Annotated in this window: 9 protein-coding genes; 3 read left to right on the top strand and 6 right to left on the bottom strand. The window is 39.3% G+C overall.

Translation table 11 applies throughout. The features are described from left to right. Together L652_RS0100390 and L652_RS0100395 are read right to left on the bottom strand one after the other, a co-directional pair. Positions 1 to 532 (bottom strand): ABC transporter ATP-binding protein (locus L652_RS0100390; RefSeq protein WP_024603168.1); only part of this gene is annotated, 532 nt, incomplete at its 3' end. A gap of 42 nt (positions 533 to 574) precedes the next feature. Further along, positions 575 to 1,828: an HlyD family efflux transporter periplasmic adaptor subunit gene (locus L652_RS0100395; protein ID WP_024597399.1), complete on the bottom strand. Its 1,254-nt coding sequence runs from the start codon at positions 1,826 to 1,828 to the stop codon at positions 575 to 577. Positions 1,829 to 2,527: 699 nt separating this feature from the next. Between L652_RS0100395 and gltB the strand changes: the two genes are divergently transcribed. From gltB to L652_RS0100415, 3 genes are all read left to right on the top strand, one after another. Next, positions 2,528 to 6,985: a glutamate synthase large subunit gene (gene gltB, locus L652_RS0100400; protein WP_004335377.1), complete on the top strand. Its 4,458-nt coding sequence runs from the start codon at positions 2,528 to 2,530 to the stop codon at positions 6,983 to 6,985. Positions 6,986 to 6,994: 9 nt separating this feature from the next. After that, complete coding sequence (locus L652_RS0100405) at positions 6,995 to 8,410, top strand: FAD-dependent oxidoreductase (protein ID WP_024597398.1); 1,416 nt, start codon at positions 6,995 to 6,997, stop codon at positions 8,408 to 8,410. A gap of 789 nt (positions 8,411 to 9,199) precedes the next feature. Next, positions 9,200 to 10,222, top strand: a complete 1,023-nt coding sequence (locus tag L652_RS0100415) for a GGDEF domain-containing protein (RefSeq protein WP_261765725.1) — start codon at positions 9,200 to 9,202, stop codon at positions 10,220 to 10,222. 13 nt (positions 10,223 to 10,235) lie between these two features. Here the strand turns inward: L652_RS0100415 and L652_RS0100420 are convergent, their stop codons facing one another. The 4 genes from L652_RS0100420 to nadK all read right to left on the bottom strand — a co-directional run. Further along, positions 10,236 to 10,559 (bottom strand): hypothetical protein, encoded by a 324-nt coding sequence (locus L652_RS0100420; RefSeq protein ID WP_024597395.1) that lies wholly within the window; start codon positions 10,557 to 10,559, stop codon positions 10,236 to 10,238. 32 nt (positions 10,560 to 10,591) lie between these two features. Then, positions 10,592 to 12,265 (bottom strand): DNA repair protein RecN, encoded by a 1,674-nt coding sequence (gene recN, locus L652_RS0100425; RefSeq protein WP_024597394.1) that lies wholly within the window; start codon positions 12,263 to 12,265, stop codon positions 10,592 to 10,594. 75 nt (positions 12,266 to 12,340) lie between these two features. Further along, a complete protein-coding gene (locus tag L652_RS0100430; RefSeq protein WP_024597393.1) occupies positions 12,341 to 12,898 on the bottom strand; it encodes a hypothetical protein in 558 nt (185 codons plus the stop codon). Positions 12,899 to 12,975: 77 nt separating this feature from the next. Then, positions 12,976 to 13,670: NAD(+) kinase (gene nadK, locus L652_RS0100435; protein ID WP_024598351.1), on the bottom strand; the 695-nt coding region annotated here is incomplete at its 5' end.

The following is a 13,670-nucleotide window of genomic DNA, read 5'->3' on the forward strand; positions in this document are numbered from 1 at the left end:
GAGCCATTAAGCTGTCAAGGTTACCTGTTGGCTCATCGGCAAGTAAAAAACGAGGTTCACCAGCAAGCGCACGAGCTATTGCTACACGTTGTTGCTGGCCACCAGAGAGTTGTTGAGGTAAGTGTTTAGCGCGAGATGCTAAACCAACTTGTTCAAGGCATTGCTCAATTCGACGTTTTCGCTCATTTGCTTTAATCCCTCTGTAGCGAAGAGGAACTTCTATGTTTTCATATAAATTTAAATCGGGGATTAAATTAAAGCCTTGGAATATAAAGCCAATTTTTTGATTTCGTAAATCAGCACGTTGGTTATCGTTTAGGCTGCCAACATTAACGCCATCCAACAGGTACTCACCTTCGTTAAAAGGCTCGAGCATACCTGCAATATTTAAAAAGGTTGTTTTTCCTGAGCCGCTAGGACCGGTAACAGCAATAAATTCGCCTTCGTTTACTTGCAGGTTAAAGTCTCGAAGCGCATGGGTTTGTACCATTTCTGTTTGGTATACTTTACTTACATTGTTCATCTGTAACATGGTTGTTCCTAATTATTTTTAGCGTTGGTTGAGAACGTCTGTTTAATTTAATAAAATCGTATCGGCTTGCTTAAAGTCGCTGTAGCTTGAAATAATAATTTCATCGTTTTCTTTTAGCCCGCTCAAAAGCTCAACTGCATTAATGCTGGTGGCGCCGATTGTAATAGGTATACGCTTTGCAATATTGCCTTCTACCTTATAAGCAAAAATTCCGCCTTGCTGCATAAAAGCGCCGCGTTTCACCTGCATTACACCTTCTCGGTTGTCGAGTAAAATACGTGCAGTTAAGCGTTGGTTTTGACGGATGTTGTTAGTAACAGCTTTAAATCGGACGCGTGCTGTTACTTCACGATTATTAACTTCTGGTGATATGGCGGATAAATTCCCCATCACTGTTTCATTGCCTAACTTAAGCTCTACTTCCATACCGAGTCCTAATTCGTTGGCGTAACTTTCAGGTACTTGAAGTTCCGCTTCGAAATTACTTAAGTCGACGAGAGTCATAAGAGGTTGGCTTTGCGTCACTGCGGCTTTTTGTTGCACTAATAGGTTACCCACGATCCCTGTAACGGAAGCCTTAATAGATAGGTTGCTTACTTTTCTGATTAAATCATCAACAATAAGTTGCTGGCGGGTTACATCACTTTTAGCTGCTTGTAGTTCAAAGGCGAGCGTGTCTTTGGCAAGCAATACCTCTTGTTGTGCATGCTTATATGTGAGCTTTGAACGTGATAAATCATCAACTGCTTTTTCAAGATCAATTTGGCTGATTAAGTGCTTTTGAATTGATAACTGCGCACGACGATTTTCGCGCTCAGCGGCGTTAAGCTCAACTTGTGCCATATCGAGTGTTTTATTTAAGGTGAGTGTTTGGCGTCTTGCTTGCAAATGTTGCCTTTGCTGCTCGCCTTCAAGCCTTTTAAGTACAGACTCCTGTTGCTTTAATTCATTAGTTAACTCAGGGCTTTGCAGCAGGGCAAGTGTGTTCCCTTGCTTTACTGTATCGCCGGCCTTTACTTTTAAATCTATAAAACCACGTTCTGGGCTGTAGATTTTAGGAGCATTAGCAGCAACAATTTTACCACTGGCGGCAATGTCTCGAATGAGCGCTTTAACATGTACTTTGGCAACCTGTACTTTTGAGCGGCTAATAGAGCTTTTAGCGCTATGACTCGTTAAAAAAATATAAGCAATTGTAGAGGCTGCAATGAAAATAACCGCAGTGATGATCGCGTACTTTTTATAGCTTATAGGTGCCTTTACTTGTACGTCTTGTGCGCTGGTATCTTTAATCATTTAATCCCCCCCTACATTGCTTTTATGTATTTTTCGCACAGCAGTAATAAAGCTGCGGTGCAAATGGCGGCAATAGGAGAGAGCAAAAATAAGCTTAGAGTAAACATGGTAATTCCAATTAGCGATTATATGTAAAGCTATACGATTAATATGCCAACTACTATCACATTGATATTAAAGTGCTTTTTATTTTTTGTTCTTTAAAATGATGTCCGCGGACAGTTTTTATGTCCGCATCGGACACCGCTTTAAATAAAAATTCACTATTAATGTACAAAAAAGGACATGAACTTTCATAACTATACTAATGAGCAGCAATAATCGGGGATGTTAAGCCATTAAAGTAATGAAATAGCATAAAACTATCTAAATGTTAACTGAATAGCGCTTCACGTGTTGAATACTTATTCACTTTTGTCTGACTTTACGTTTACGTAAGCTGCAACTTTGAGTGCTTGTGTTTTTTACAATATGTTAAACTTGACACCAGTGTCATGAAAAAATAGTGGTTAAAATAACGCTAAATGTTAAAAATAATGATAAAAAGAAATCTTGCTATGAAGTGAGAAATATTCAAGAATGTGAATATGTATTCAAAGTGCTATTGACTCTATTTAAGATAGAGGCTAGTTTTGTCCGTCTGTTAGCAAATCGTCGAGCAGTTCATCCACGCTAACAGTGCAGCAAGGGGAGGGGTCTATGTTATACGACTCAAAGTTAGAAAAAGAAAATTGTGGCTTTGGCTTAATAGCCCAAGTTAATGGTCAAGCTAGTCATAGGCTTATTCGTACTGCTATTACGGGGCTTGATCGCATGCAGCACCGTGGCGGTATATCTGCCGATGGTAAAACAGGTGATGGCTGTGGTTTATTATTACAAAAACCAGATAGCTTTTTCCGTGCAATTGCCAGTGAACATAATTGGCACTTAGGCAAAAACTACGCAGTGGGTATGATATTTTTAAATTCAGACCCTGTTTTAGCACAAGCTGCAAAACAAATACTTAGCGAAGAATTAGAAAAAGAAACGCTAAATATTTTAGGTTGGCGTGTTGTACCAACCGACCCATCTATGTTGGGTCCTATTGCTGTACAGCAATTACCAGGTTTTGAACAAATTTTTGTTAGCGCGCCAGAAGGTTGGCGTTCTAAAGACTTAGAGCGTCGCTTATATGTAGCACGCCGCCGCGCTGAAAAGCGCATTGTTGATGATGAAGCTTTCTATATCGCAAGTCTATCTGGTTTGGTAACTATCTATAAAGGCTTAATGATGCCTGCGGATTTACCTAATTTTTACCTAGATTTAGCTGATATTCGTATGACGAGTGCGATTTGTGTTTTCCATCAGCGCTTTTCTACTAATACTCAGCCGCGTTGGCCTTTAGCTCAACCTTTCCGCTATTTAGCACACAATGGTGAAATTAATACTATTGAAGGTAACCGCCAGTGGGCACGCGCACGTTCTTATAAATTTGCGTCACCGCTTATTCCTGATTTACAAAGCGCAGCGCCGTTTGTAAACGAAACCGGTTCTGATTCATCAAGCCTAGATAATATGCTTGAGCTATTTTTAGCTGGCGGCATGGATTTATTCCGCGCTATGCGTATGCTCGTGCCGCCTGCATGGCAGAAAAACCGTGCAATGGACGACGATTTACGTGCATTTTACGACTTTAACTCTATGCATATGGAACCATGGGATGGCCCGGCAGGTATTGTTATGTCGGATGGTCGTTTTGCGGCGTGTAATCTTGACCGTAACGGACTTCGCCCAGCACGTTATGTAATTACACAAGATGGTTTTATTACGCTTGCATCAGAAGTGGGTATTTGGGATTACACTGCCGATGAAGTGGTTGAAAAAGGCCGTGTTGGTCCAGGTGAATTATTAGTTATTGATACTAAACTTGGCAAAATCTGGCACTCGGATGAAATCGATCAAGATTTAAAATCTCGCCATCCTTACAAGTCATGGCTTGAAGAAAACGTTAAACGTTTAGTTCCATTTGAAGAACTTACTGAGCAAGACGCTGGTAATCGCTCATTTGATGACGAAACGCTAGCTAAATATCAAAAAATGTTTGGTTATACCAACGAAGAGCTTGATAGCGTTATTCGTGTAATGGGTGAAAACGGCCAAGAAGCGACAGGCTCAATGGGTGATGACACGCCATTTGCTGTGCTTAGTGAAGGGCATCGTTCACTTTATGATTACTTCCGCCAAAAATTTGCGCAAGTAACAAATCCACCTATCGATCCACTACGTGAAAACCATGTAATGTCGCTTGCAACCTGTATTGGTAGTGAGCAAAACGTATTTAACGAAACAACAGGCCACGCTAAGCGCCTACAGTTTGATACACCAATTTTAATGTACGCAGATATGCAGCAGCTATTAAATGCTGATGAAGCGCACTACAGCTACTGTAAAATTGATATTACCTACACAGTTGAAGAGGGTTTAGAAAACGCGGTTACGCGTATTTGTGACCAAGCACAAGAAAAAGCAGCTGCGGGCTGTATCATGCTTATTTTAACTGACCGTAACTTTGATGAAATAAATTTACCAATTCCAGCAGCTATGGCTGTAGGTGCGGTACAAAAACGCTTAGTTGATAACAACTTGCGCTGTGAATCAAATATTATCATTGAAACTGGCAGCGTGAGAGATGCGCACCAATTTGCTGTGCTATTAGGTTTTGGTGCTACGGCAATTTATCCATACCTTGCGTATGAATCGCTAGTTGCGATGAGCGACAGCAAAATTATTGATAAGTCGTATTGCGAAGTGACCCTTGCTTATCGTAAAGCCATTAATAAAGGCTTATACAAAATTATGTCTAAAATGGGCATAAGTACGGTTGCGTCTTATCGTTGTTCAATGTTGTTTGAAGCGGTGGGATTATCTGATGCGATTATTGAAATGTGCTTTAAAGGCGTTGCAAGTCGCATACAAGGTGCATGTTTTACCGACTTTGATGACGATCAGCAAAGTTTGCACAAACTTGCTTTAAGTAAGCGTAAATTATTAAGCCACGGTGGTTTATTTAAGTACGTTCACGGTGGTGAGTATCATGCTTATAATCCAGATGTTATTCAAACACTGCAAAAAGCGGTTCGCTCAGGTGATTATAAAGACTACAGTGCGTACGCTGATTTAGTTAATAATCGTCCAATTGCGACTTTGCGCGATATGTTAGCGCTTAAACTACCTGAGCAAGGTATAAGCATTGATGAAGTTGAGTCTGCAGAAAACCTATACAAGCGTTTTGACTCAGCAGCAATGAGTATTGGTGCGTTATCACCAGAAGCGCATGAAGCGCTAGCAATTGCAATGAACCGCTTAGGTGGTTGTTCAAACTCGGGTGAAGGCGGTGAAGATAAACTGCGTTATGGTACAGAGAAAAACTCGCGTATTAAACAAGTCGCTTCAGGTCGATTTGGTGTAACGCCTCATTACTTACGCAGTGCTGACGTTATTCAAATTAAAGTAGCGCAAGGTGCAAAGCCAGGCGAAGGTGGACAATTACCAGGTGAAAAAGTAACGCCGTATATTGCTAAACTTCGTTATTCGGTACCAGGTGTTACGTTAATTTCGCCACCACCGCATCACGATATTTACTCAATTGAAGATTTAGCACAGCTAATTTTCGATTTAAAACAAGTAAACCCTAAAGCACTTATTTCTGTAAAACTTGTTTCAGAGCCAGGTGTGGGAACCATTGCAACAGGTGTTGCTAAAGCATATGCCGATTTAATTACTATTTCTGGCTACGACGGCGGTACAGGCGCAAGCCCACTTACTTCTGTTAAATATGCGGGTAGCCCATGGGAGCTTGGACTTGCTGAAACACAGCAAGCACTAGTTGAAAATGGCCTTCGTCATCGCATTCGCCTGCAAACAGATGGTGGCTTAAAAACAGGTTTAGATATTATTAAAGCGGCAATTTTAGGTGCTGAAAGCTTTGGCTTTGGTACTGGTCCAATGGTTGCCCTTGGGTGTAAATACTTACGTATTTGTCACTTAAATAACTGTGCGACCGGTGTTGCAACACAAGACGAAACACTTCGTCAAAAGCATTATCACGGCTTACCAGAAATGGCGATGAACTACTTTAAGTTTATAGCGCAAGAAGCTCGTGAAATTATGGCTAGCCTAGGCGTTGCAAATTTAACTGATTTAATTGGCCGTTTAGATTTATTAGAAGAAATTGAAGGCAAAACTGCAAAGCAGAAGAAAATTGATTTATCGTCCGTTATTGCTCAGCCGAACAACCCAACTGGCGAAACGCTTTATTGTAGTGCGCCTAACAGTTCACATTACCTAGGTAAGTTAAACGAAAGTTTATTAGCTAAAGCGCAAGAGGCAATTGATACGTCAAGCGGTATCTCGCTTGTGAGTCGTATTTGTAATACTGACCGCTCTGTAGGTGCAATGCTTTCGGGTTATATTGCTGATAAACACGGTAATCAAGGTATGGCGGCAGACCCAGTAGCAATTGAATTACACGGTACTGCGGGTCAATCGTTTGGTGTATGGAATGCCGGTGGTCTTGAAATGACATTGGTTGGCGATGCTAACGATTACGTAGGTAAAGGAATGGCAGGCGGTAAGTTAGTTATTCGTCCACCACTTGGCTCATCTTTTGAAAGCCATAAAGCAACCATTGCCGGAAACACATGTTTGTACGGCGCTACAGGCGGAAAACTGTTTGCAGCGGGTTGTGCCGGTGAGCGCTTTGCAGTTCGTAACTCAGGTGTGCAAGCGGTTGTTGAAGGTGTAGGTGACAACGGTTGTGAATACATGACCGGTGGCGTTGTGTGTGTACTTGGTAATGTAGGTGTTAACTTTGGCGCGGGTATGACTGGTGGTTTTGCTTATATTTTAGATGAGCGAAATGATTTTGAAAAACGCATTAATCCAGAGCTTGTAGAAATAGTAACACTAGACGAATTAACGTCGCATCAAGAGCATTTACGCGGCTTAATTGCTGAGCATTTAGAGCTTACGGGTTCGTGCAGAGCAGAAAGCATTTTAGCTAACTTTGAACTGTACTTACCGATGTTCAAATTAGTAAAACCAAAATCAAGCGACGTAAAAAGTTTACTCGGGCATCGCGCTCGCAGTAGTGCCGAACTACGTGTTCAGGCGCAATAAGGGGGCAGTATGAGCGAAAATGTATATCAATTTATAGACGTGCAGCGTGTAGACCCACGCAAAAAACCAATCTCGTCACGTAAAAAATCTTTCGTAGAAATTTACGAACCCTTTTCAGAGAATCAGGTTAACTCACAAGCTGATCGTTGTTTAGATTGTGGTAACCCGTATTGTGAGTGGAAGTGCCCAGTACATAACTACATTCCACAATGGTTAAAGTTAATACGCACAGGTCGTATTATAGAGGCTGCAGAGCTTTCTCATCGTACAAATAGCTTACCAGAGGTTTGTGGGCGTGTTTGCCCACAAGACCGCTTGTGTGAAGGCTCGTGTACATTAGATGAAGAGTTTGGTGCGGTTACAATTGGTAATATTGAAAAATACATTACCGATGAGGCATTTAAAATGGGCTGGAAGCCTGATATGTCTTATGTAACTTGGACCGACAAAAAAGTAGCTATTATTGGTGCAGGCCCAGCTGGTTTAGGGTGTGCTGATATTTTAGTTCGTAACGGCGTAAAACCAGTAGTGTTTGATCGTCACCCAGAAATTGGCGGACTACTCACGTTTGGTATTCCTTCTTTTAAACTTGAAAAAGAAGTGATGCAAAAGCGCCGTGAAATTTTCACTGAAATGGGCGTGGAGTTTAAGTTAAATGTTGAAGTAGGTGTTGATATTACGCTTGATCAAATTTTAGCTGATTACGACGCCGTATTTTTAGGAGTTGGTACGTATCAAAGTATGCATGCAGGTCTTGAAAATGAAGATGCACCAGGTGTTCACGATGCACTCCCGTTCTTGATTGGTAACACTAACCGTGTAATGGGCTATGACGAGACTAAGCAGCCGTGTATTGATATGGCTAACCAAAAAGTAGTTGTACTTGGTGGTGGTGATACAGCGATGGACTGTGTGCGTACGTCTATTCGTCAAAATGCTGCAAAAGTAACGTGTGCTTATCGTCGTGATAAAGAAAATATGCCTGGTTCTAAACGTGAAGTTAAAAACGCCAAAGAAGAAGGCGTTATATTTACCTATAACGTTCAGCCTAAAGGCATTGTATTGAACGATAAAGGTAAAGTAACTGGCGTTAGAATGGTTAAAACTAAATTAGGCGAACCTGACGCAAATGGCAGAAGTCGTGCTGAAGAAGTACCTGGTTCAGAGCATGTGATTGAAGCTGACCAAGTTATTATGGCATTTGGTTTCCAGCCTCACAAAATGGATTGGTTAGAAAAATACGATGTAGAAATAAACCACTGGGGCGGCATTAATGCACCAGAACAGGGTGAATTTACACATCAAACAACGAACCCTAAAATATTTGCTGGTGGCGATATTGTGCGTGGTTCAGATTTAGTGGTAACCGCTATTTTTGAAGGACGTAATGCTGCAGAAGGTATTATGGATTACTTAAAAGTTTAATTGTTCGTATTAATAAAATGAATAAGAAGCAAGCCAACTGGCTTGCTTTTTTATTGTTTGATTCGAATGTAATGTCAACGTAGTTAGCCACAAACGGTATTATATTAATATCACCTGTAGCATAGCTTTCTTTAGCGACACCTTGAGCTTTTACCTTTAGTGTAACTACCAAGAGGGATTATTTTGCTTTAGTGAGGGTGTGCTTGTTTCGAGCTAAATACGGATGCTTTGGGCATCTATTAAGCAGCCTTGAGGGTTAATTCATACATCAAACTTTACGCTTTACTTAACCAACACAAGGGTACAGGCATATACTTGTAGCAACTCGAGTTTTTGGATCTTCAGTAGTACTAGCTAACGTTATTTGGTCATAATCTGTAGCTTTTTTTGCTGCTTAATATGCTATAACTTTTGTTTTCGTCGTTGTATAAACACTTTGATGTGAAGAGTTAATTGATTGGTCGCTTTTCTAAATACATATTTACAGCATCGTCAATACCATCTTTAACTGCGTGTGTTATATCACTACTTTTACTATTACTCAGTACTATTAGTGCGGGTAGTGTGGAAATAAAAAAGTAAACTTATTTATTTTTTAACTCTTAATGTTATGCATTATCCCTAACAAAGGTAAGTAATGGTTAAAGTATTCGCTTTTATCAACCCGAAATAACTAATCTTAAGAGTTGATTTAAATATAAAGTTGGTCCATTATCGCACGCTGTTTACGGTTTGCTTACTTTTTGTCTACAAGTAAGCTTTTATATATTAATAAAATAAATAGAAATTATGTACGAATATTCAAACAAGTCGGAAAGGAAACTCATTGTTCGATTCTTCTCTTCAATAGGGTTTATAGCAACGTTTTCTATGGCTAGCTTAGCATTTATTAATAGCAGTTATTTATTAGCGTGTACCTTGGTTGTTTCTTCGTTTGTTTATTTATTGGCATTTAGCATAAGTAGGGGAGTAGAGAAGTCAGGCACTATAATTTTATACAACCTTTATGCACTAATGTTTTACCTAGTCCTCACTGGTGGAGCACAAGGAACAGGGCCTATATGGATATTCATAGTGTCTCCAGTTACTTATTCAATACGCGGACTTAAGCGAGGTACATTTGATATAATTTTGTTTTTATTAGCGATTGTTTTAGGCTTTTACTGCGCTGATACATTCAATATATATGACTATAGTCCAGAACAGTTTCCTATCAGAATCATACTCGCTTTTATAATTGTCGCGTCGCTGAGTGGCTACTACGAGTTTTCAAGAGAAAAATACAGCAGTAAAATAATTGCTTTGAGTCAAAAAAATGAATTTTTAGCAACTATAGATCCACTCACTAACCTGCCAAACCGTCGCTATACCATGAATAAGCTTGTGGCTTTTAAAAGTGAGCTGAAAGATAATAATACTCCCTTTGTAATTTTATTAGCTGATGTAGATAATTTTAAAAAAATTAATGATCAATTCGGCCATGATTTTGGCGATGAAGCACTTATTCAGTTAGCTAAAACCTTTGATAAAAGTATTCCAAAAAATGCGATTGCATCACGTTGGGGCGGAGAGGAGTTTTTAATTGTTATTCCAGATGCAACAGTTGAGCAGGGGGAGCAAGTTGCAGAAAAAATCCACAACGCCCTTAAAGCTTCAGTTGTGAGCTTATTTTCAGATAGTACCAATATTACGCTAAGTATTGGTGTTATCTCTGCAAGTGCTGAACGCTCAATTGATCTTGATATCAAGCGTGCTGATGAACTACTTTATAAAGCAAAAGCGCAAGGTAAAAACAGAACGTGTTCTTCTTAAAAGTTTATCTACTTTAATCCATTGAAAACGAATCAAGTGATGGCTTTATTTTAGCCTTTCTGCGCTTTACGCTCATGTAACACATTGCATTACAGGCAATCTGCATTGTAATTAATAGCCAATAACTGATGCCTAAGTCACTTAGGTTATTTATTTTTTCGCTAGTAAAGTAATAGGCTACGGCGATTATCTGAAGAACTAAAAAGCTATTTAAAAACCCCAGTAAACGCTGTTTAAAGTAAGTATGCTTATATTTACTAAAAATAATTAAACAGCTGCTTAGCGCTAATAAAAACCAACTTAAAATGATACAAAAATTAACTAAAGTACTGTGCATTATTTAATCCTTCAAAGCTCTATTCACCAATGTTAGGCATGGGCCATTATTAGTTCTTTAGCATTCGCTTTAGCTGTTTTACTGATATTATCACCACCAAGTAAGCGAGCTATTTCATTAATACGACCATCTTTATTCAAAGGCAGCATATGAGTGAACGTTTCGCCTTGTGCTATTTCTTTAGCTACAAAAAATTGTTGGTGTGCGCTACTAGCAACTTGCGGTAAATGGGTAACACAAATCACTTGAGTAGACTTACCTAACTGGCGCAATAGTTTGCCTACGGCTGATGCTGTAGGGCCAGAAATACCTACATCAACTTCATCAAAAATAAGCGTTGGGGTTGTTACTTTTTGGGCAATAATTACCTGTATAGCAAGGCTAATTCGAGAAAGCTCACCACCTGAGGCTACTTTAGCTAAAGGCTGAAGTGGCTGCCCCGGATTAGTTGATACTAAAAACGACACATTATCGTACCCTAAGCTATTAGGTGCGCGGCTACTCTCTTGAGTTAAAGCTATTTCAAATACACCGTTTTCCATCGATAAATTAGCCATGCTTTCACTTATTAGTGTGTTAAGTGTATTAGCATACTCATAGCGACTTTTACTTAGTTCATCGGCAGCTTGCTTATAACTAATTAACGCGCTTTCTATTTCTGACTCTAGTTGCTCCAGACGATTACTATTATTACTTATTGACTCAAGCTCCTGAGCAATCGATTGATGAAACTCAACTAGCTGCTGTGGTTTTATGTGATGCTTACGCGCTAAATCCATCGCACCGCTTAGTCTATTTTCTACTTCACCTAAACGAGCAGGATCTAAATCTGCTTGCTCAGTATAATTTCGAACTTCACGGCTTGCTTCTTCAACTTGTACTGCGGCTTCACTAAGGAGGGCTGCTACGCCTGCTAAGCTTTCGTCGTATTGAGCCAGCTCAGTGAATTGTTGGGCACTGTGCTGCAGCATTGAACAAGCATTTTGTTCATCACTTTCATATAAGTATTGTAATTCACGTTGGCACGATTCTAATATTGTTTGGCTGTTACTAAGTTTGTAATGCTCGGCCTCAATTAAATCAAACTCACCTTCTTGTAAGGCAAACTCATCGAGCTCTGCAACTTGGTATTCTAACAATTGTTTTTGCGCTGCTTGTTGCTGCTGTTGTTGCTCTAAATGTTTAAATTCTTTTTGTAGGTTAGCAAACTGTTTATAGTTGTTATTTACATCATTTACTAAGTGGTGATGCCCTGCGTAGGCATCTAAAAGCTGTAACTGATGCTCAGCTTTTAATAAGTGTTGGTGGGCATGTTGTCCATGAATAGATATTAAATATTGACCAAGTTCTTTTAATTGTGATGCGGTAACGGCACTGCCATTAATATAGCTTTTACTGCGTCCATTTTTGCAAACAACACGACGTAATAAACATTCATTATCGTCATTGTTTAGCATATGTTGCTCTAAAAACGATTGAGCTAGCGGTAAATCTGTTAGGTCAAATTGAGCGCACACTTCTGCTTTATCAGAGCTTGGGCGCACTGCTGATGCTTCAGCTCGTTCACCTAAACATAATGATAGCGCATCAATAGCAATAGATTTACCAGCACCTGTCTCGCCAGTGATCGCGGTCATACCGCTGCGCCATTCTGTGCTTAAATTACTAACAATTGCAAAATTTTTAACTTCTAAACCAATTAACATACTGTTTATCCATCCAGTCAATTAACTGTTAATTTATACAGTGTTTTGGTTTTTTGCAAATTAATTTTTTATTATTTATGCAACGCTTACATCTTGAGTAAATTGTGTATCAGAAGTTTTTGGGGAGGTATCAATTTGATCATCAACAATATCAGTAGCTTGTATAATGTCTTCGGTTTTAAGTAGCCCGATAAGTGGAGGTAAAGTATTTAGGTAAAAACTCTTATTGTATAAAATTCCTTGCTGAGGTAACTCAGATACAAAGTACTGTATATTATCAATCAATGGCTGGATTATATTCGTTTGATTAGTTTTAATTAACTCGTTGGACAACGTATTAATTAGTAGGTCAGCGGTATCTTCAAGTTGTTGCAAATTCTCGTCTGTATGCGATTGCACAACAAAAAAATTATTTACAATAGCTTGAATACGAGGAACGTATTTTGGGCGAATTATTTTAGCATCAAGAAGATCATTAAGCTTTGCTTTAAGGCGTGAATTTACATGCGAAACACGTTCATTAAATAGCTTTTTTCTAGCTTCGATTGCTTTTTTGCGATTACTCTCAATTTTGAGGTAACTGTATAAAAGTGTAATTAATAGCAGTAAAGCAAAGAATACTACATAAGTCATTGCTACTCGTTCCTAAATTATTTGATTATTATTTTAAGCCGCCATTTTGCTTTATAGTACTAAATTTGGCAATAAAATTAGTACAAACGACTACCCCAATTTAGTTTTGTACGTAAAACGTTGTAGTACGAGTAATTTTTTGGATGAATTAAGCGCAGTTGTTTATCCGCTTTTTTAATTACTACCTCATCGCCGGGTAATACGGCAAGCACAACATGGCTGTCGCAACTTACCTGTAGGCTATCTGTATTTTCTAGGCTTAGCTTTAAGCGTACTTCGTTATCGGCATCGACCACTAAAGGTCTGCTAGATAAGGTATGAGGAAACATAGGCACTAACGATATTGCATTTAGCTCTGGCGTTAAAATTGGCCCGCCACCTGAAAGTGAATATGCCGTAGAGCCAGTAGGGGTTGATACTATTAAACCGTCAGAGCGCTGAGAAAACACAAAGTCATTATTTATAAAAGCTTCAAATTCAATCATATGCGCTACTTTATCGGCATGAAGTACCGCTTCGTTAACGGCAGAATTTGCACTCTTTAATTCGTTGTGGCGATATACTTCTACTTCTAATAAAAAGCGTTTTTCTTCAAGGTACTCACCACTGAGGACTTGCTCTAAGCTCGCTTCAAACCCTTCAGGGTTTAAATCAGTTAAAAAGCCAAGGTTACCTCTATTTACTCCAATTACAGCAATGTTAAAGCGCGCAAGCACGCGTGCAGCACCAAGCATGTTACCGTCACCGCCTACAACAATAGCTAAATCGGCTT

Origin of the sequence: Pseudoalteromonas sp. TB25 (assembly GCF_000497995.1) — a bacterium.
Classification (GTDB): Bacteria; Pseudomonadota; Gammaproteobacteria; order Enterobacterales; family Alteromonadaceae; genus Pseudoalteromonas; species Pseudoalteromonas distincta.